25 protein-coding genes are annotated in these 20,028 nt (G+C 28.5%); 23 read left to right on the top strand and 2 right to left on the bottom strand.

What is annotated here, in order from left to right; translation table 4 throughout:
* The 8 genes from EHU54_RS01155 to EHU54_RS01190 all read left to right on the top strand — a co-directional run.
* The coding region (locus EHU54_RS01155) for an FAD-dependent oxidoreductase (protein WP_400248483.1) at nucleotides 1-561 on the top strand (561 nt) is incomplete at its 5' end.
* A 61-nt stretch (nucleotides 562-622) separates the two neighbouring features.
* Complete coding sequence (rlmB, locus tag EHU54_RS01160; RefSeq protein ID WP_400248484.1) at nucleotides 623-1,357, top strand: 23S rRNA (guanosine(2251)-2'-O)-methyltransferase RlmB; 735 nt, start codon at nucleotides 623-625, stop codon at nucleotides 1,355-1,357.
* 34 nt (nucleotides 1,358-1,391) lie between these two features.
* Entirely contained in the window at nucleotides 1,392-1,961 is a 570-nt protein-coding gene (locus EHU54_RS01165; protein ID WP_400248485.1) for an RNA polymerase subunit sigma, read from the top strand.
* Between the two features lie 53 nt (nucleotides 1,962-2,014).
* Nucleotides 2,015-2,164, top strand: coding sequence for a 50S ribosomal protein L33 (rpmG, locus tag EHU54_RS01170; protein ID WP_004028373.1), 150 nt, complete (start codon nucleotides 2,015-2,017; stop codon nucleotides 2,162-2,164).
* Between the two features lie 11 nt (nucleotides 2,165-2,175).
* Nucleotides 2,176-2,613: a preprotein translocase subunit SecE gene (gene secE, locus EHU54_RS01175; protein WP_400248486.1), complete on the top strand. Its 438-nt coding sequence runs from the start codon at nucleotides 2,176-2,178 to the stop codon at nucleotides 2,611-2,613.
* Nucleotides 2,614-2,644: 31 nt separating this feature from the next.
* Nucleotides 2,645-3,298 (top strand): transcription termination/antitermination protein NusG, encoded by a 654-nt coding sequence (gene nusG, locus EHU54_RS01180; RefSeq protein WP_400248487.1) that lies wholly within the window; start codon nucleotides 2,645-2,647, stop codon nucleotides 3,296-3,298.
* An 84-nt stretch (nucleotides 3,299-3,382) separates the two neighbouring features.
* Nucleotides 3,383-3,937 carry a DNA-3-methyladenine glycosylase gene (locus tag EHU54_RS01185; protein WP_400248488.1) on the top strand — a complete coding sequence of 185 codons (555 nt, stop codon included), beginning with the start codon at nucleotides 3,383-3,385 and terminating at the stop codon, nucleotides 3,935-3,937.
* 9 nt (nucleotides 3,938-3,946) lie between these two features.
* A complete protein-coding gene (locus EHU54_RS01190; RefSeq protein ID WP_400248489.1) occupies nucleotides 3,947-4,540 on the top strand; it encodes an HNH endonuclease signature motif containing protein in 594 nt (197 codons plus the stop codon).
* Here the strand turns inward: EHU54_RS01190 and EHU54_RS01195 are convergent.
* The gene (locus EHU54_RS01195; protein WP_400248507.1) at nucleotides 4,454-4,741 is read right to left on the bottom strand and encodes a cysteine hydrolase family protein; all 288 of its coding nucleotides are present in this window, start codon (nucleotides 4,739-4,741) and stop codon (nucleotides 4,454-4,456) included. The two genes, EHU54_RS01190 and EHU54_RS01195, sit on opposite strands and share 87 nt — an antisense overlap.
* A 39-nt stretch (nucleotides 4,742-4,780) precedes the next feature.
* On the bottom strand, nucleotides 4,781-5,080 hold the full coding sequence (locus tag EHU54_RS01200; protein WP_400248490.1) for an isochorismatase family protein: 300 nt from the start codon (nucleotides 5,078-5,080) through the stop codon (nucleotides 4,781-4,783).
* A 94-nt stretch (nucleotides 5,081-5,174) separates the two neighbouring features.
* Between EHU54_RS01200 and rsmG the strand changes: the two genes are divergently transcribed.
* The 15 genes from rsmG (at nucleotide 5,175) to EHU54_RS01275 (ending at nucleotide 19,970) form a co-directional block, all read left to right on the top strand.
* Nucleotides 5,175-5,873 (top strand): 16S rRNA (guanine(527)-N(7))-methyltransferase RsmG, encoded by a 699-nt coding sequence (rsmG, locus tag EHU54_RS01205; protein ID WP_400248491.1) that lies wholly within the window; start codon nucleotides 5,175-5,177, stop codon nucleotides 5,871-5,873.
* 59 nt (nucleotides 5,874-5,932) lie between these two features.
* Nucleotides 5,933-6,703 carry a ParA family protein gene (locus EHU54_RS01210; protein WP_400248492.1) on the top strand — a complete coding sequence of 257 codons (771 nt, stop codon included), beginning with the start codon at nucleotides 5,933-5,935 and terminating at the stop codon, nucleotides 6,701-6,703.
* Complete coding sequence (locus tag EHU54_RS01215; RefSeq protein WP_400248494.1) at nucleotides 6,693-7,589, top strand: ParB/RepB/Spo0J family partition protein; 897 nt, start codon at nucleotides 6,693-6,695, stop codon at nucleotides 7,587-7,589. The genes EHU54_RS01210 and EHU54_RS01215 overlap by 11 nt, the downstream gene beginning before the upstream one ends.
* A 21-nt stretch (nucleotides 7,590-7,610) precedes the next feature.
* A complete protein-coding gene (gene ychF, locus EHU54_RS01220; RefSeq protein WP_400248495.1) occupies nucleotides 7,611-8,711 on the top strand; it encodes a redox-regulated ATPase YchF in 1,101 nt (366 codons plus the stop codon).
* Between the two features lie 12 nt (nucleotides 8,712-8,723).
* On the top strand, nucleotides 8,724-9,182 hold the full coding sequence (ispF, locus tag EHU54_RS01225; protein ID WP_400248496.1) for a 2-C-methyl-D-erythritol 2,4-cyclodiphosphate synthase: 459 nt from the start codon (nucleotides 8,724-8,726) through the stop codon (nucleotides 9,180-9,182).
* A gap of 26 nt (nucleotides 9,183-9,208) precedes the next feature.
* A complete protein-coding gene (gene gltX / locus EHU54_RS01230; RefSeq protein WP_400248497.1) occupies nucleotides 9,209-10,657 on the top strand; it encodes a glutamate--tRNA ligase in 1,449 nt (482 codons plus the stop codon).
* A gap of 7 nt (nucleotides 10,658-10,664) precedes the next feature.
* Nucleotides 10,665-11,894, top strand: coding sequence for an HD domain-containing protein (locus tag EHU54_RS01235; RefSeq protein ID WP_400248498.1), 1,230 nt, complete (start codon nucleotides 10,665-10,667; stop codon nucleotides 11,892-11,894).
* 18 nt (nucleotides 11,895-11,912) lie between these two features.
* Nucleotides 11,913-12,458, top strand: coding sequence for a DNA-directed RNA polymerase subunit delta (rpoE, locus tag EHU54_RS01240; RefSeq protein ID WP_400248499.1), 546 nt, complete (start codon nucleotides 11,913-11,915; stop codon nucleotides 12,456-12,458).
* A gap of 84 nt (nucleotides 12,459-12,542) precedes the next feature.
* Nucleotides 12,543-14,138 (top strand): CTP synthase, encoded by a 1,596-nt coding sequence (locus tag EHU54_RS01245; RefSeq protein WP_400248500.1) that lies wholly within the window; start codon nucleotides 12,543-12,545, stop codon nucleotides 14,136-14,138.
* A gap of 67 nt (nucleotides 14,139-14,205) precedes the next feature.
* Nucleotides 14,206-15,507, top strand: a complete 1,302-nt coding sequence (locus EHU54_RS01250; RefSeq protein WP_400248501.1) for an adenylosuccinate synthase — start codon at nucleotides 14,206-14,208, stop codon at nucleotides 15,505-15,507.
* Entirely contained in the window at nucleotides 15,507-16,799 is a 1,293-nt protein-coding gene (gene purB, locus EHU54_RS01255) for an adenylosuccinate lyase (protein WP_400248503.1), read from the top strand. Before EHU54_RS01250 ends, purB begins: the two co-directional genes overlap by 1 nt.
* 15 nt (nucleotides 16,800-16,814) lie before the next feature.
* Nucleotides 16,815-17,384 carry an aminoacyl-tRNA hydrolase gene (pth, locus tag EHU54_RS01260; RefSeq protein ID WP_353486469.1) on the top strand — a complete coding sequence of 190 codons (570 nt, stop codon included), beginning with the start codon at nucleotides 16,815-16,817 and terminating at the stop codon, nucleotides 17,382-17,384.
* Nucleotides 17,374-18,282 (top strand): 16S rRNA (cytidine(1402)-2'-O)-methyltransferase, encoded by a 909-nt coding sequence (gene rsmI / locus EHU54_RS01265; protein WP_400248504.1) that lies wholly within the window; start codon nucleotides 17,374-17,376, stop codon nucleotides 18,280-18,282. Before pth ends, rsmI begins: the two co-directional genes overlap by 11 nt.
* Nucleotides 18,260-18,607 (top strand): hypothetical protein, encoded by a 348-nt coding sequence (locus tag EHU54_RS01270; RefSeq protein WP_400248505.1) that lies wholly within the window; start codon nucleotides 18,260-18,262, stop codon nucleotides 18,605-18,607. The genes rsmI and EHU54_RS01270 overlap by 23 nt, the downstream gene beginning before the upstream one ends.
* A gap of 487 nt (nucleotides 18,608-19,094) precedes the next feature.
* Complete coding sequence (locus tag EHU54_RS01275; RefSeq protein ID WP_400248506.1) at nucleotides 19,095-19,970, top strand: hypothetical protein; 876 nt, start codon at nucleotides 19,095-19,097, stop codon at nucleotides 19,968-19,970.
* The last annotated feature ends 58 nt before the right edge of the window (nucleotides 19,971-20,028 follow it).

Here is a 20,028-nt window from a genome sequence, read left to right on the forward strand (position 1 = left end):
ATAATTTCTATTTTAAATATATTTTATAGGAATTTTAAAATAACTAGGTTATGCAAGAAGTCTAATATTGTAGGTTGACAGACAAATTTAACATGGCCAGAACAAAAACGAATTATTACACAATTTATTCCAGGTTTAGCAAAAGTAGATATTGTTCGATATGGAGTTTTACATAAAAATAATTATATTACTTCACCAAAAGTTTTAAAACAATTTTTACAATATAAACAAAATAATAATATTTTTTTTGCTGGTCAAATTATTGAGGTAGAATGTTATTTAGAATTAGCGGCAGCAGGTTTATTATGTGCTTTAAATGTCTATCAATATGTAATGGATTTACCATTAATTAAATTTCCTTCAGAAACTGTGTTAGGAGCATTAGTCAACTATGTTACAAATCCAAAACAACGAGATTTAAAACCAATGAAAGCAAATCTTGGCATTATGCCAACTTTAACAACTAAGTTTAAAAATAAACCAGAGAAAAATTTAGTACTTTATTCTCGGGCAATAAAAAAAATAAATGAAACTATTAAAAAATATCAAATTAAATTATAATACTTATAAAGAAATTTATTAATATAGGTTATGAATAATAAAACAGGAAAAGGAAGAAAATATGCAAGAATATATATACATTTACGGAATTAATCCTGTTGTGGAGTCATTACTAAATCCAGCAGTGAAAATTAATAAACTTTATTTATTACTACAAGGGAAAAATAATGATTATTATTTGAAACTAGCTAAAAGTCGTCAAATTAAAGTTGTCTTTTGTTCAACAGATAAAATGACAACTCTTGTACAAACTAGTAAGCATCAAAGTCTGGTATTGGAAATTTGCAAGCCAGAAAATTATTCATTAACTGCAATAACAACAAAAGCATTACAAAATAGACATCCATTTTTATTAGTCCTTGATCAAATTTCTGACCCACATAATTTTGGGGCAATTTTGCGTACTTGTGATTTGTTTAATGTTGATGGGGTTATTATTCTAGAAAAACGCCAAGTTGATATTAATGCTACTGTTGCCAAAACCTCTGCAGGTGCTTTTAATTATGTTCCAGTTTGTCGAGTAAATAATTTAACTAATGCAATTGAATATTTAAAAAAACAAGGGTTTTGAATTTATGCAACAAGTTTAACTATAACAGCCCACAATGTAATTGAATTAAAATATGATACGCCAATTTGTCTAATCGTAGGGAATGAAGGAACAGGGATTAGCGCAAAATTATTAAAGCATTCTGATTTTAATATTTATATTCCAACAACAGGTCATATTGATTCTTTAAATGTATCGGTTGCTAGTGCTATTTTAATTTATCAAATTAAAATGTTGCAACAATAAAATTTAATTTAGAAAGGATTTGACTATTGTTACGATGAATGAATATGAATTACTTTATTTATTTCAAGAAGGTCATAATCAAACAGCATTATTTAGTTTATATAAATTATATGTACCCTTTCTAGAAGATGTTAAGCGCCGAACTTTTTATAAGTATTTTGGTTTACCAATTGAATTAGCTGATTTAGAAAGTTTAAAGTATTTTTCAGTATTAGAAAGTGCCAAAATGTATAATCCCCATTCGTCAAAAAAATTAAAAGACTTTATTTTTCAACGTTACACATGAGATATTCATAAACAAATTCGTCAATTTTTTAATTTAAAAAATAAAGTTTTAAATTATTACATTAAATTAACTAATGAAAATATTACTAATCAAGATGAAAATTTTTCAAATAAAATTGCTTGTTTTGATGAACAAAAACAAATTATTAAAATATTTTATCAACGATTATCACCATTAGAAAAAGAAGTATTTCGGATATGATTTGCTGGTGAAAATATTTATAATATTCACCACTTATTAGGGTTAAATTATCGGCAAGTTGATAATGCAATGCAACGAATTATGCAAAAAACAAGAAATTTTTACAAAAATAGTTAATTAAGTATATGAATATTGTTATTAATATACTATAATTAATTATGGTGAATATTATGCGCGAAAAGATTATATTAGTATGTTCAGAATGTTTAAATCGAAACTATACAACATTTAAAAACAAAATGACACAAAAAGAACGATTAGAAATAAATAAGTTTTGTAAAACATGTAATAAACATACTAAACATAAAGAAACAAGGTAGAGGTGTTTGCAATGAAAAAAAATGAAAAATCAAAAAAGAATGTTAAAACTGTTTTAACAAAAGAAGAAAAAAAAGCGTTAAAAATTCAAAATAAAAATGAAAAAGCAGCGCTAATTTTTCAAAAAAAAGCAAGTAAAACAGCACCAATTCAAGTTGGGACAAAAAAAGTAAGCACAACACCAGAGGTTAATGAGAATGGTGAACCAATTAAAAAAGGTCTTTTTAAGCGTAAAAATTCAAATAAAAGTAAAAAAACAAATTGAAAATTAGCTTTTCGTGAATTTCCTGTTAAAATGGCAAAAGAAGTCACAAGAATTCGATGAACAAGTAAGGGTAGCTTAGGACGCAAGTTTTTAATCACAATTTTATTTATTATTGCTTTTGCGGTGTTTTATTTAGTATTAGATTTAGTTTTACATCATTTACTAACTGTTGCTCGCATTATATAATAGATAAGTTTAAAAGGAGTAAAGTAAGGTAATGTTAGGAAAAAACACAATAACAGATGAAATCATTGATAATGATAAAAGTGAAGACAGAGAAACTTTAGAAAATTTTACAAAGTATCCTGGAAAATTATATGTAATTAATTGTTATTCTGGGCATGAAGACCGTGTTCGTGATGACTTAATTCAACGGGTAGAATCATTAAATATGAAAGATGTTGTTTTTGATATTAGAGTTATAAAAGAGATAGTTTCAGCCAAAAAAGGTGGAAAACTAATAGAAAAAGAAAAAAATGTTTATCCGGGTTATATTTTTATTAATATGATTATGAACGATGAAGCTTGATATATTGTTCGGAACACAACAGGGGTTACTGGATTTATTGGCTCATCAGGGCGAGGAACAAAACCTTTTCCTTTAACAGATCAAGAAGCAAGAACAATGCTTTCAAAATCATTGGCAGCTAAAAAAACAGCAACACAGCAAGGGAAAAAAGTTAAAAAAATATTTGTGGCAAACTTCGAAGTGAATGATTATGTTCGAATTTTATCAGGAACTTTTACCGATATGGAAGGACAAGTAACAAAAATTGATACTTCAAAAGGGATTGCGATAGTAAATTTAGAAATGTTTGGTCGTTTGACACCTACTGAAGTTAAATTTGACCAATGTAAAAAAATTGGTTAGGTTAGCATAGCAAATTAATATTAATTTTTGTTATGTTTTTTTAAAATGATAAATGTAAACCGTTTAACTGAGGATACTTTTTTTATGCGAAATTCTGTTGTTGTTGCACGCGAACTATTAGGAAAATATTTAGTTCGAATTATTGATGGGAAAAAAATTATTTGTAAAATTATTGAAACTGAAGCTTATGATGGACCCGAAGATGATGCTAATCATGGTTTTAACAATAAACGTAGTTCTCGTAATGAAACACTTTTTTGAAAAGGTGGCTTTGCACATGTTTTTCTCATTTATGGGATGTATCATTGTTTTAATATTGTTACTGACCAAGTTGATTTTCCAAGTGCAGTTTTATTACGCGCTGGTGAAATTATTATTGATGAAACTGTTCCTGACTTTGTTTCAACACCACGGTTAGCAAATGGTCCTGGGAAGTTATCGCGCTATTTAAAAATTACTAAAGCTGATGATGGACTTTCTCTGCTAGAAAGTGCAGTTTTATATCTTGCCGAAGATACAGCACCAACTGCAATTGAAATTACAACTACACCACGGGTCAACATTGAATATGCAACAAATTTTAAATTAAAACCATATCGATTTTATATTACAGATCATAAAGCAGTTTCGAAAAAATAAGAGGTCAAAATGAATAAAGCAAAAAAAGCAGAAATTTGAAAGGTTCACCGGGAATTTCCTTATCTTGAGATTAGCAATATGGGGCGTGTTCGTAATATTGTAACAAAGAAAGTTAAGGAATTAAAGAAGCCAAAAAATACTAATTATTATTTAATTCGTCGTTGTGAAGATGGAAAAACAAAAACAAGGCCATTACATAAGTTGGTTGTTGAGTTATTTATTGGTTCAGTTCCGCCAAATATGACAATTGATCATATTAATGGTAATCCTCGTGATAATCGAGCAGAAAATTTAGAAATTGTTTCAAAACGAGAAAATACAATTCGGCAAATTAGGATGTGATCACATCCGCATAGTTTTTATAATCGAGATTTAGTGAAAGCACATAGTGAGAAACGATGAATGTATCGTGGTGAACTATATAATTGAATTGAAATCTTAAAGCTATTACATGCTCAAGGAATTATATACTATCAAGTGAAATGAAAAGGAAGTAGTAAAGGGCGAATTGGTCAATTACCAAATGGTGAAACAATTGTGCGTGTCAAAAATATTGATTCTAATAATGGTGATGATGATAATGGTGATGATGATGATTTTTAAAAAAACTATTATGTTGTTTATTCATAATAGTTTTTTTAAAAAAATGATTTGTGGTTTAAGTCCAGCACTAGCATTTAAGTCAATAATACCATGATAGTTTAATTTAATAGCATCAAGAAGTGTTGCTGATATGCAAACATCTGTAGCAACACCAACAATGACTAAGTTAGTAACCTTGTGTTCTTGAAGAAATTCATGTAATCCATTTGAAGTATGATTATCACTAAAAAACCACTGTAGCTATCAAAATCTTGTTGTGTTCCTTTTAAAATTAATATGGTCAAATTGCGATGTAGTTAATTTATATAACTCACTGCCAAATGTATTTGCAATGCAATGTGGACCTCATTTAGCAAACGAACAATGATTATTAGGATGAAAATCTTTTGTCGCAATAACTAAATCACCATTCTGATGAAATTGATCAATTAAAGCAACAATTTTTTCATATAATTTTTCTACTCCTGGAACATATAACGCTCCTTTAGGATCAACAAAGTCATTTTGATAATTAACCACAATTAAGGCTTTTTTATTCATTTCATAATCCTCTCAATTATTTTTTAAATGTTTATATATTACCATATATATTGTTATAATATTAAAAGAAATTAAAAATTATAGGGAGATATTGATGATTAAATTAATTAAAACAGCGTTACCAGAATTAGAAATTATACCTGAGCAAGAAAAACAGTTACAATTATATTATCAATATTTAGTTGAACAAAACCAAATTATGAATTTAACTACAATTATTAATGAAGACGAGGTTTATATTAAACATTTTCTTGATTCAGGATTATTATTAAAAGAATTCTCATTGTCAAAGGAGATGACAGTTAGTGATGTTGGCAGTGGGGCTGGTTTTCCGGGGCTGGTTTTAAAAATTTTTTGCCCAACAATTAAATTAACAATTATTGAAGCATTAGAAAAACGATGCTTATTTTTACAACAATTAGTGATGAAGTTACAATTAAAAAATGTTGAAATTATTCATGCTCGAGCAGAGGAATATAGTCGAGAGCATGCTGAATCTTTTGAACTTGTTGTTTCTCGTGCTGTTGCTAATTTAGGGGTGCTTTTAGAATTAGTAGTGCGAATGGTTAAAACATCGGGAAGGATTATTTGTTATAAAGGGCCAAATGTTAAGGCTGAATTACAAGCAGCGCAAAAAACTTTATCAGTTTTAAATTTAAAATTAGAAAAAATTCAACATGAAACGATTCCACAACTTGGTGAACGAAACATTTGTTATTTTATTAAAACAGAGGCAACTGCAGAACCATATCCTCGTCGGTTTAATCAAATAAAAAAATTTCCAATTGGATAAAGTGTTATATAATAATAATGTATAAAATTATCAGATGCAACGGAACAGAAAGGACAATTATGGGAAAAATTATTGCAATTACAAACCAAAAAGGTGGCGTTGGTAAAACAACAACTTCGATTAACTTAGCGGCCGGATTGGCACGTACTGGACGAAAGGTTTTATTAGTGGATATTGATCCCCAAGGAAATGCAACAACGGGGACAGGTGCTAATAAAGAAGAAATTCATGAAAGTATGTATGATGTTTTAGTTGGACAAATCCCATTAAAAAATATTATTATTTCAAATATTATGATTAATGTTGATTTAGCACCAGCAACTATTTCATTAGCGGGAGCAGATATTTATTTGATGGAAAAAACAGAAGATAACCAAAGCATTTTATTAGAGCGGATTAAACCGGTTCGTGATAAGTATGATTTTATTTTAATTGATTGTCCCCCTTCCTTAGGATTAATTAATCGAAACGCACTAGCTTGTGCTGATTCTGTTTTAATTCCAATTCAAGCAGAATATTATGCTTTAGAAGGTTTGGCACAGTTATTAACAACAATTCATTTTGTACAAAAAATGTTTAATGAAAGTTTAACAATTGAAGGAATTGTTTTAACAATGTTTGATTCACGAACAAAATTATCATTTGAAGTTATGACAGAAGTTAAAAAATATTTTAATGAAAAAGTTTATCGAACACATATTCCAAGAAATGTTAAAATTAGTGAATCACCATCACATGGTTTGAGTATTTTTGAATATGATAAAGGTGGTGCAGGTGCAGTTGCTTATGAAGAATTAGCGAGAGAGGTGTTGGCAAACAATGACAAGTAATACTAAGAGTCGATTAAGTTCAAAAGGGCTAGATAAAATTTTTGGTGAAGGAATCAACGAAGTAATTAAAGGGATTGAAAGCAATGATGCATTAAAAGAGACAGCGAATGAAATTGTATTAGCGGAAATTTTTCCTAATCCGCATCAACCCCGCAAAAATTTTAATGAAGAAGAATTAACAGAATTAGCACAGTCAATTAAAGAATATGGTTTAATTCAACCTATTATTGTAAAAAAAACGAATAATGGTTATTATTTAGTTGCCGGAGAGCGTCGTAGTCGGGCTGCCAAATTAGCAGGATTAACAACAATTCCAGCAATTGTTGTTGATTTTAATGATCAGCAGATGAAAGAAGTTGCTTTAATTGAAAACATTCAACGGGTTGATTTAAATTCAATTGAAGAAGCTAATGCTTATAAAGAATTAATTGAGTTACTAGGATTAACCCAAGAAGAATTAGCACAACGAATTGGAAAATCACGAAGTCATGTCACAAATACGATGCGATTATTAAATTTACCAACTGAAGTGCAAATCTTGTTATTAGAAAATAAAGTAACAATGGGGCAAGTTAAACCATTAATTAGTTTAAATGTTGACAAAAATGAATTAAAAAATATTATTAATAAGATTATTAATTTAAGTTTAAATGCGCGTCAGGTTGAAGAATTGGTCAAAGAATATAATCCAAAAATAACGAAACCATTAATTGAAAATTCAGAGAAGGATTCATCAAAACGAGTTGTTAATGAATTTTTGGAAAATAAAATAATACGAAAATTAGGAACAAAAGTAGTTATTGATACTGACAAAATTGTTATCAAGTATACTGGAATTAAAGATTTAAACCGTATTTTAGAATTATTAGGTTTAATTGATGATTAATTAATAGTAAGGAAGAACATAATGGCATTAAAAATGGGAATAGTTGGTTTACCAAACGTTGGTAAATCAACTTTATTTAACGCAATTACAAATTCACAAGTTGAAGCATCTAATTATCCATTTGCAACAATTAATCCAAATGTTGGAACGGTAGAAGTTCCTGATGAACGAATGGATACTTTAATTACTCTTTGTGCTCCGCACAAAGCAATTCATAGTACCTTTGAATTTTATGATATTGCTGGATTAATTGCGGGAGCTAGTAAAGGTGAAGGTTTAGGAAATGCTTTTTTGCAAAATATTCGCGAAACTGATGCAATTTGTATGGTCATTCGTTGTTTTGATAATAAAGATATTACCCACGTTGAAGGAACAATTGATCCAATTCGTGATATTGAAATTATTAATTTAGAATTAATTATTTCTGACCAAGAACAAATTAAAAAACGAATTGATAAAATTAGCAAAAAAGCACAAACTTTAAAACAAAAAGAAGATGTTTTTGAGTATGAATTATTATTAAAGTTAGCAACAGGATTAGAACAAAATAAATTATTAAAAGATTTAACATTATCAGATGATGAACTAAAAGTAGTAAAAAATTTTAATTTATTAACAATTAAACCTTTTATTTATGTTGCTAATGTTGCAGAAAGTGATTTAAACCAACCAGATAATTTTTATGTTAAAACAGTTAAAGAATATGCTAAACAACAAGCAATTGAAGTCGTTGTTATTTGTGCTAAAATTGAAGAAGAATTATCAGCATTAGAACCAGATGATCGGAAATTATTAATGGCTGATTATGGCATTAAAAAAGCTGGTTTAAGTCAATTAATTAAAAAATCTTATGCTTTATTAAGTTTACAAACATTTTTTACTGCTGGCAAGCAAGAAGTACGAGCATGGACTTTTAAAAAAGGAGCAACAGCACCAATGTGTGCAGGAATCATTCATTCTGACTTTGAACGTGGTTTTATTCGAGCAGAAGTTTATTCATATGATGATTTAGTGCAATATGGTAGTGAAAAAGCTGTAAAAGAAAATGGTCGGTTACGAAGCGAAGGAAAAACTTATGTTATGCAAGACGGCGATATATGTTTTTTTAAATTTAATGTTTAGGGAGAAATAATAATGCGAATTGGCAATAGTTATGATTTACATAATTTAAAAGTAGGAACTGGTTTTTATTTAGGGGGAATTTTTATTCCATGCCAATACCAAATTGAAGCTGTTTCTGATGGTGATATTTTGTTACATACAATTAGTGAAGCAATTATTGGAGCCTTAGGATTAGGTGATTTAGGAGAATGGTTTGATGAAACAAATAAAAAACTTAATTCACAATTAATTTTAAAAAAAGCATTAACATTAATGACTGAACAGAATTATGAAATTAGTAATATTGATGCAACAATTATTATTGATGAACCACACTTGCAAAAGCATAAAAAAGCAATTAAAACTAATTTACAAAAATTATTACAAATTACGTCTGAAAAAATTAACTTAAAAGCAACAACTACTGAACAAAATTTTCCAAATATTATACAAAGTTATACAACATTATTACTTTTAAAGCAAAATGATTAGGTCAAAAGTTAGAATGGGGGATTAAAATGAAACAAAAAGTCAGATTACGTTACGCACCAAGTCCAACGGGATTTTTACATATTGGTAATACAAGAACAGCATTATTTAATTATTTATTTGCAAAACATTATGATGGTGTTTTTGTTCTACGAATTGAAGATACAGATATTGAACGAAATGTTGAAGGAGCGATTGCGTCACAATTAGATAATTTACGTTGATTAGGAATTGAACCAGATGAAACAATTGATCGCCCAGGGTTTTATGGACCATATCGACAATTAGAACGGTTAGAACTTTATCAAAAATATGCGCAAAAATTATTAACAACAAAAAAAGCATATTATTGTTTTTGTACACCAGCTGAACTTGAAAAAGACCGTGAAGCACAATTGGCAAAAGGATATCTTTCACCACGTTATAATCGCAAATGTTGACAATTAACTTCTGAACAAATTGCTGAAAAATTAGCAAAACAAGTCCCATATAATTTACGTTTTTTCGTTCCTGATGAAGCAAGTTATGATTTTAATGATTTAGTCCGCGGTCCTGTTCATTTTGAAGGAAAAGATCTTGGCGATTGAGTTATTTTAAAATCAAATGGAATTCCAACTTATAATTTTGCGGTCGTAATTGATGATATGTTAATGGAAATTAGTCATGTTGTTCGGGGAGAAGAACATATTTCTAATACACCAAAACAATTAATGATTTACGAAGCATTTAATGCTAAGCCACCAATTTTTGCTCATTTAACCTTAATTGTTAATGAGCAACATAAAAAGTTGTCAAAACGAGATAGTCATTTAATGCAATTTATTAGCCAATATAGAACATTAGGATATTTACCAACAGCAATTTTTAATTTTATTAGTTTATTAGGATGATCGCCTCCGGGCACTGTTGAAATTTTTAGTCATGATGAATTAATTAAAATTTTTGATGAAACGCGGTTTAGTAAATCGCCAAGTATGTTTGATGTTAAAAAAATAACTTGAATGAATAATTATTATCTTAAAGCAATGGATGATGAGGATTATCTAACTTTTGTTCGACCTTTTTTAGCAGAAAGCTATGATTTAACAAAAAAAACACCAGAATGAGTAAATATGTTATTATTAATTTATAAAAAAGAACTTCAATATGGGGCAGAAATTGTTACCTTAACAAAACCATTTTTTGAACCAACAACAAAGTTATCAATGGCAACACAAGCAGTGTTAACAGAATTGAGTGGTTATGAAGAAATGATAACATCTTTTAAAACAGCGTTAAGTCAATTGCCAGTTTGAGATGAACCAAATATTAAGCAATTAATTAGTAAAATGGGGGAACAATATGCTATGAAAGGAAAGAATTTATTTATGCCAATTAGAATTTTTACTTCTCATCAAGAACATGGACCAGAACTAGACAAGGTTATTTATTTATTAGGGAAAGAACAAGTAATTAATAATATTACTAAATTACAATAACGAAAAAATGAAATTACCACTAACAATCCGAGATAGTGTTCATGGCGATATTGAAATTAATGAAGAAATTACCGTAAAATTAATTAACACTCCAGAATTTCAACGCTTGCGTCGCATTAGTCAATTAGCAGGGGGACAATTTGTTTTTCCAAGTGCGTCGCATACGCGTTTTTCACATTGTATTGGTGTTTATCATTTAGTTAGTAAAATGTTAGAAACAGCAAGTTTTCAAGAAATGTATAGTACGCATGAACAATTATTGGTTAAATTAGCAGGATTACTGCATGATGTTGGTCATGGTCCATTTTCACATACATTTGAAATGACTAATCATGTCACAAAACAGAATATTAGTCATGAAAATTATTCGTCTTTATTAATTAAAAATCCAACAACAAATATTAATAAAATCTTAGCGGTTGAATTTAGTCCAGAAGAAATTAATGAACTATGTATGATGATTGAAGGTAAACAGCCGGACGGGGTTTTATCATCTTTAGTATCTTCACAATTAGATGCTGACCGAATGGATTATTTATTACGTGATGGACAAACAAGCGGTGTAGGTTATAGTCATGTTGATACACAGTGAATTATTCGGCATTTATTTATTAAAGATAAAAAGATTGTTTTTCCGTTAAAAGTACAGTATGCAATTGAATCATTTTTAATTGGCCGTTATCATATGTATAAGCAAATTTATTTACATCCACTAAGCATTGGGTTTGATTTAACTTTCCAAATGATGTTCAAACGATTGTATGATTTATACCATAGCAATTATCAATTTAAAAATAAAGTAATAATTACTTTATTAATTCCAGTGTTGGAAGGAAAAATGATGAGTCCAGATCAATATTGTACATTAGATGATTATACATTATTTACATATTTAAAAATGTTAGAAAATGAAAATGATGAAATTTTAGTTACATTAATTAAAATGTTCACGACACGAAATTTTTTGCAAAAAATAAACCCAGCAAAAAGAAATTTCGAAGAAATTAAAAATAATTTGATAAAAAAATATAAAAGCCATTATAATTACTTTATGGTTGAATATAACCTAAAACCAGTTAAATTATATGATAGTGATACTAAACCAATTTATATTGATACACCAAAAGGAATAAAATGCATTATGGAAGTTTCAGAAGTCTTAGCATTTAAAAATAATAGTAAAAAGACAGCAACAACAATTTGGTTTTCAATTGGAGAAAAATATGAGAATAATTAATAAGAAAGGTTTAAATTAATGAACTATAATGTAGAGTTATTAGAATTAGTGTATTCATATTTAAAAAAGAAAAAAAATAGCGATACTTTTGAAAATATTTGAAATGATATAGCATCAAAAAGTGATGTAACAGTCCAAGGAGCCAGCAAAGAAGATGTCATTGCAGAATTATATACTGATTTGGTGTTAGATAATCGTTTTGTGTTGACAAGTGAAGGTATGTGAGGGTTACGTGAATTCTTAAAATATGATGAAATTAAAAAACAATATGATTATACTGACCAGTTTGAAACAACAGAAGAATTTGAAGATATTGATTTAGATGAAGAAGATGAAGAGGAAAATGATGAAGAAGAATCATTAATTGATACTCTTGATTTTGATGATACATTAGATGATGATGATAACGAGGAAGATGATTTTGTTGAAATAGAAGTTGATGATGATTTAATTGAAAATAATTATTCTATTGATGATGACGATGAAACATTAGCAGCTAAATTAGGTATTACAGAAGAAATTGACTGAAAAGCTCTTGAAAAAGAAATGGAAGAAAATAATTAATACCAAGATTAAAGAGTGTTAGAAGTGACAACCCTGTTAATTTCTAAACTCTTTTTAATTTGAGGATGAAAGGATGATAAGATAATGGCAAAATATATTTTTGTAACTGGTGGAGTTGTCAGTGGCTTAGGGAAAGGCATTACAGCTTCTTCAATTGGTGTTTTATTAAAAGCAAGTGGATTAAATGTTTTTATGCAAAAATTTGATCCATATTTAAATGTTGACCCTGGAACAATGAATCCTTATCAACATGGTGAAGTTTTTGTAACAGCAGATGGTGCTGAAACAGATTTAGATTTAGGACATTATGAACGTTTTATTGATGAAAATTTAACAAAAGAATCAAATATCACTTCAGGACGAATATATAAAAATGTAATTGAAAAAGAACGCCGTGGCGAATATGAAGGTGGGACAGTTCAAGTTGTTCCCCATGTTACTAATGAAATTAAAAAGAAAGTTTATCATGCGGCATCAAAATCAAAAGCAGATATTATTATTACTGAAATTGGGGGGACAGTTGGGGATATTGAATCGTTGCCTTTTATTGAAGCAATTCGTCAAGTTCGCATGGAACAAGGACGAGAAAATGTTATTTATATGCATGTTTCATTAGTTCCATATATTGCAGCATCAAAAGAATCAAAGACAAAACCAACGCAACATTCAGTGCGAGAACTATTATCACTAGGGATTCAACCACATATTGTTGTTGCTAGAACTGAACAAGTTTTAGAAGATAATGTCCTTGAAAAAATTGCGCTATTTTGTAATATTGAAAAAAATAATGTTTTAGTAGCTACTGATGTTGCTAGTATTTATGAAGTACCATTAAAAATGTATGAACAAAATGCTCAAATAGTAATTAGCAAGTTATTAAACTTAAAAGTCACAAAAACTAATATGTCAGGATGAAAACAATTTGTTGAAAAAATTAATCACTCACAAGAAGTAATTGAGATTAAATTAGTTGGAAAATATATTGAACTTCCAGATGCTTATTTATCAGTTAGTGAATCGTTACGAATTGCTGGATATGAAAATAAGGTTAAAATTAAAATTGATTGAATTAAAGCCGAAGATATTAATAAAAAAAATTATCACCAATTATTAAAAAATGCAAAAGGGATTTTGGTTTCTGGTGGTTTTGGTGAACGTGGTTTTGAAGGGAAAATTTTAGCATGTCAATTTGCTCGTGAAAATAACATTCCGTTCTTTGGAATTTGTTTTGGGATGCAAGCAGCTGTAATTGAATTTGCCCGTAATGTTTGTCACATTCAGGATGCTAATTCTTCAGAACTAACAGAAACAAAAAATGCAATTATTGATATTATTCGTGGAAAAGATAAAACTGATGCTTTAGGAGGAACGTTACGCTTAGGTAATTATAAGACAACTTTAGTTCCAAACACATTAGCACATAAGTTATATGGGAAAGATGAGGTTTTGGAACGTCATCGCCATCGTTATGAAGTTAATAATGATTTTCGTGAACAATTAGCACAAGCGGGATTAGTATTTAGTGGTCTTTATGCTGAGAAAAACTTAGTGGAAGTTATTGAAATCCCGAGTCATCCTTTTTATCTTGCTGCACAATATCATCCGGAGTTTACTTCTCGACCAAATAAACCAAATCCATTATTTAATGGTTTTGTGCAAGCAGTAATTAACAATAAATAAGATGAAAAATTTGAAAAATAGGTAGATTTATATTAAGATTAAACCGTAGAAAGGTTGGAAATAAGTTATGAGTGGTACAAATTATCGAACACTAGCGATTGTTGGGAGCCAGTGGGGTGATGAAGGAAAAGGTAAAATTACTGATTATTTTGCTCAACAAGCAGATGTTATTGTTCGTTGAGCTGGTGGTGATAATGCTGGACATACAATTGTCATTAAAGGAACAAAATATAAGTTAAGTATTGTTCCTTCTGGTGTTTTTAATAAAAAATCAATTAATGTAATTGGGAATGGTTGTGTTGTTAATTTACGTAAATTAGTTAGTGAAATTAATTATTTACAAGAACATGGTTTTGATTGCAAAAATTTACGAATTAGTGATCGTGCCCATTTAATTTTTCCATATCATATGAAAATTGATGAATTGCAAGAAGAGTATCGCCAAAAAGATTCAATTGGAACAACAAAAAAAGGAATTGGTCCTTGTTATCAAGATAAAGCAGAACGAATTGGGATTAGATTAGGTGATTTATTTGATGAAAAAGGATTTTTACAAAAATTAGAAAATAATTTAAAATTTAAAAATGAAGTTTTAACAAAAGTTTTTAATAGTGAAGGATTTGACCCAAAATTAATTTGAAAAGAATATTTGGCATTATTTCAACAAATTAAAACACTAGTAACTGATACTTCAATTTTAGTTGATAATGCAATTCATACGCATCAAAAAGTTTTGTTTGAAGGCGCACAAGGAGTAATGTTAGACTTAGATCATGGTACTTATCCTTTTGTTACGTCATCAAATCCAACAGCAGCTTCAATTCCGGTTGGTGTTGGGATTGCACCGCGTTATATTAACAATGTTTTAGGAATTGTTAAAGCATATAATACTCGTGTTGGAACCGGGCCATTTCCATCAGAAATTTTTGGCGAAGTTGAAACATATATTCGTGAAACAGGACGTGAATATGGGACTGTATCGGGGCGTGCGCGTCGAATTGGATGATTTGATGGTATTTTAATGAAATATTCGCTGCGAATTAGTGGTTATACTAGTATGGCAATTATGTTATTAGATGTTTTAACTACTATTAAGGAATTAAAAATTTGTATTGGCTATGAATATCAAGGACAACAAATTGATTATGTTCCAAGTACAATTAAAGAATATGAGATGTGTAAACCAATTTTAATAACAATGCCAGGCTGAGATGAGGACATTAGTAATGTTACAACATTTGAAAATTTACCACATAATGCTCAACAATATTTAATGAAGTTAGAAGAAATCGTTGGTGTTCCAATTAGTTTATTTTCTGTTGGTCCTGACCGTGAACAAACTATTTTAATGAATAAGGAGATTTTTTAATGATTGAACGTTATTTTGTTCCAGAGATTGGAAAAATTTGAAGTGATGAAAATAAATATAATACCTGAGCAAAAGTAGAATTATTGGTTTGTGAAGGATGGGCACAATTAGGATTAATTCCCACAACAGATATTAAAAAAATTAAAACTAATTTAACAGTAAACTTACCACGAATGTTAGAACTGGAAGCTGAAACAAAGCATGATGTTGTTGCTTTTACTCGAATGTTATCAGAAACATTGGGACCAGAAAAAAAATGAATTCATTATGGTTTAACATCAACTGATATTGTTGATACTAGTCAAAATTATTTGATTAAAGAATCAAACTATATTGTTAAAAAATATATGCTTGAATTAAAAGAAGCGTTAAAAGAAAAAGCTCTTACTTATAAAAATCAATTAATTATGGGTCGTACCCATGGAATGTTCGCCGAACCAACTTCATTAGGATTAAAATTTTTACTTTGATATGCTGAATTAGAGCGTAATATTAGGCGGTTTGATGCTGCAGGTTCATCAATTGCTGTTGCAAAAATATCAGGTTCAGTTGGTAATTTTGCGCATGTTGAAGTTCAAGTTGAAGAATATGTGGCAAAACAATTAGGGCTAAACCTTGACCCAATTACAACGCAAGTAACATCACGTGATTATCATATTGCATTATTTACAAGTTTTAGTCAAATTGCTAGTTTGTTAGAAAAAATGGCGCTTGAATTTCGCCATTTCCAACGTTCAGAAGTGGCTGAAATTGCGGAAGGATTTAGCAAAAGTCAAAAAGGTTCATCTTCAATGCCGCATAAAAAAAATCCAATTAGTGCGGAAAATATTGCTGGCTTAGCTCGTTTAGTGCGTAGTAATATGAATGTTACATTTGAAAATAACTTATTATGACATGAACGTGATGTTTCCCATAGTAGTAATGAACGAATTATTATTCCCGATACATATCATTTAGTAGTTTATTTATTGAAACGAATGATCAGTGTTATTAATAATTTGGTTGTTAGTCCGGATAAAATTATTGAACATTTACAACAAGCCAATCAAATTTATTTTAGTCAAGTTGTTTTAACAAATATTTTGAAAGAAACTAATTATTCACGAGAAGAAGTTTATGATTTTATTCAAAAATGTACTTTAATCGCACAACAACAGCAAATTGATTTTAAAAATGTTTTAATTGATAATAATATAGCAAAATATTTAGCCTTACCAAAATTAGAAAAATTATTTGATAACAATTATTTTTTACGAAATATTGAACAGATTTATCAACGAGTGCTAAATTAAAAAAGGAGCGAGATAATGAAGTTAATTGTGGGTTTGGGGAATCCAGGTAATGAATATACTTATACAAGACATAATATTGGTTTTTTAGCCATTGCTAAGTTGGTAGATAAATTTAATTTAGCAAAGCCAAAAAATGCTTTTAATGCTTTAATATGAGAAACAACAATTAACAACGAGAAAGTTCTTTTTTGTCAACCACAGACTTTTATGAATCTAAGTGGATTTGCAGTTTATCAAATTAAACAATTTTATAAATTAACATTAGAAGATATTATTGTCATTTATGATGATAAAGATATTCCTTTCAATGTTATTAAGTTAAAAAAGAATGGTTCAAGTGCTGGTCATAATGGAATTAAAGATTTAATTCAAAAACTAGGTAGTGAAAATTTTTTACGGATTCGTTTAGGAATTGGTAAAGATGTCCAAATTCCAACCCGAAACTGAGTACTAGGAAAATTTTCTCCTAGTCAGTTAGAACTTATTAATAATGATTTATTAGAAAGAGTTTATCAGATTATGGTGCAATATTTAGAAAAAGCAACTAGTTTTGATAAATTAATGAGTCTTTATAATGGCAAATAAAATTAAACAATATAGTTTTAAAAGTAATAATCCGAAAATTTACTTAATTGCAACTCCAATTGGTAATTTGCAAGAAATGACACCACGAGCAATTGAAGTTATTAAACATGATGTTCAAAAAATTTATTGTGAAGATACGCGGAACACAATTAAACTATTAAATTATTTTAATTGTAAAAAACAGTTAATTTCTTTAAATAAAGAAAATGAAATGCAACGCTTAACAGAAATGTTAAATGATTTAGCACAAAACTTATCAATTGCAATTATTAGTGATGCCGGTTATCCACTGATTAGTGATCCAGGTTATTATGCTGTTAACCATATTTTGGAACATTATCCTTATGATGTAATTCCGATTAGTGGTGCTAATGCTGCTTTAAACGCCATTGTTAGTTCGGGTCTTAATCCGCATCATTTTTTATTTTTTGGTTTTTTAAATAAAGCAAAAACAAAAAAAATTAATGAGTTAGAACAACTTCTATCATTTCTATATCCTATTATTTTTTATGAAGCACCGCATCGAATTTTAGAAACATTAAAAATAGTTAAATCAGTTTTTGGTGAGCGTAAAATTGCCATTGGTAAGGAAATTACAAAAATTCATGAGCAATGATATCGTGGACAGTTAAGTGAAGTGCTTTTGTTTTTGCAACAAGAAGAAAATGCTGCTTTTGGTGAGTATGTCCTTGTTGTTGATGGAGCGGGGAATCTTCCAGTTCCTGTTATTGCAGATGAAATTTTAGTTACCGAAATTGACCAATTAATTATAAAGCAAAATTATCGCGTTAAACAAGCAATTGATTTTGTCGCAAATAAATATAAAATTAGTAAAAATGTTTTATATAATAAATATCATCAGCAAAAGGAGCACGATGGAAAAAACAGAACGAATTAAACACTTAGTGTTTTGTAGCATTCTCTTTAGCTTAGAAATTATTGTTTTACTCTTAACTTATTTTTATAGTTTAATTTATTATCAATTAAATTGATTAAGTTATTTATGATATTTTGTTAGTTGATGAAGTGTCCAAACTGATTTTTTAATTTTATTATTTGCCTTCGGAGGATTAATTTACTTTACAAAATTACGAAATTGTCATTTTGTAACAAACCAGTTTTTTATTTTATACATTGTCTTTGCTGCCTTGTTAACATTCTTATTTTTTACACTTGGGACAGTTATCGGTGCCATTACTGGTGAAAAGTTTACTGCCAGTTAGCATAGCCTCGCAATTTATTGAATTAGTACAAAAGTGCAGCATTGATTGTGTCCTGCGATTTTCATTATTTATTTTTGCATTGTGGTAGAAAAAGAATGTATTAATTATAAAAATTTTTATTTACAAAAGTTATATAAGTTTCATCTTCATCCAATTTTTTATACTATTTTTATTGCTGTTCGGTAGGGCGTTTTATTATTAACTCCAATTGATGAAAAATTGTAAAATTATAGTATGCCAGCAAATAACTACTATGTACCATATTTTTTTCAAGATTTTCGCCGGTTAGAATATTAACTTTTATATTTAATTGTGTTAAGTATCATTATTGCTTTATTAATAACGTTCGTTGTTAATTTAAATAATTTATTAGTTAACCACCAGAAAATTAAAGAAAGTCAAGAAAAAATAAATTAAGTTTAAATAATTATTATTTTACGGTAAAATTGAAATACATAAAAATTATAGAAGAATAGAGGGATAAAAAATGACAGAACAGAGTAATTTCTGAACAGATGTTGAAAAAGGAATGATGAGTTATTTAACAAAATATATTAATCTTTTTGAAACAGACTATGCAAAAGACACAGCGGAAAAAAATCCAAAAATAGAAGCTTTTTTAGCAGGAGCAAAGTTTAAAACTAATTTTGAAGATTTATTTAATTTTGTGAAAACAGAAATCAAACCATTATTTGATGATATTAGAGCAGAATATTTACAAGATAAAAAACCAGAAGAAATTGATCAGAAAAAAGTTACAACATTAATTGAAGTAAGCAAATTATTTAACGCAATTATTCCATTGCCACGATTTTTAAATGATTTTATGACTAGTGCGAAAGAAGCTAGTCCGGTTGATTTAAATAAACTTTTTGTAAATATGATGAAAGTAGAAATTGGTGAGTTAACAAAAATTTATGATGATGAGATTAAAGATCTTGACCCAGCGCTTGATAAATGTTTAAAAGAGATTAATAATGCTAATGATGCCTTGGAAATTTGAAATTTAGTAAATCAATTAGGTTTATTTTTACAACGTGATATTATGTTAACTGATTTTTCTCCTGAAAAAGAAGAAGAAAAGTTAAAAGGACAATTAGCAAATATTGATCAAATTGAAAAAGATTATAATGATGGAAAAATTAAATTACCAGAATTTAATAAAGAAAAAATTATTGAAGAGGTCCAAGCATATCATAATTTTGTCATTGCATTAAGTCCGGAAAAACGATTAGAAATTGCTGAAAAAACAACAGAATATCGTAATAAAGTCGTTCCTTTAGTTCAAATTATTCAATGCTTACATGATTTATTAATTAATATCTTAACTGCAACAAATATCATTAATACAGCAAAACAATAAAAATTTATTGTTTTTTTATTTCTAGTGATAAAAAATAATAAAAAACTTTAAAGACTTG

The sequence above is a fragment of the Spiroplasma sp. ald genome (assembly GCF_044714355.1).
In the GTDB taxonomy this organism is placed as follows: Bacteria; Bacillota_I; Bacilli_A; order Mycoplasmatales; family Mycoplasmataceae; genus Spiroplasma; species Spiroplasma phoeniceum.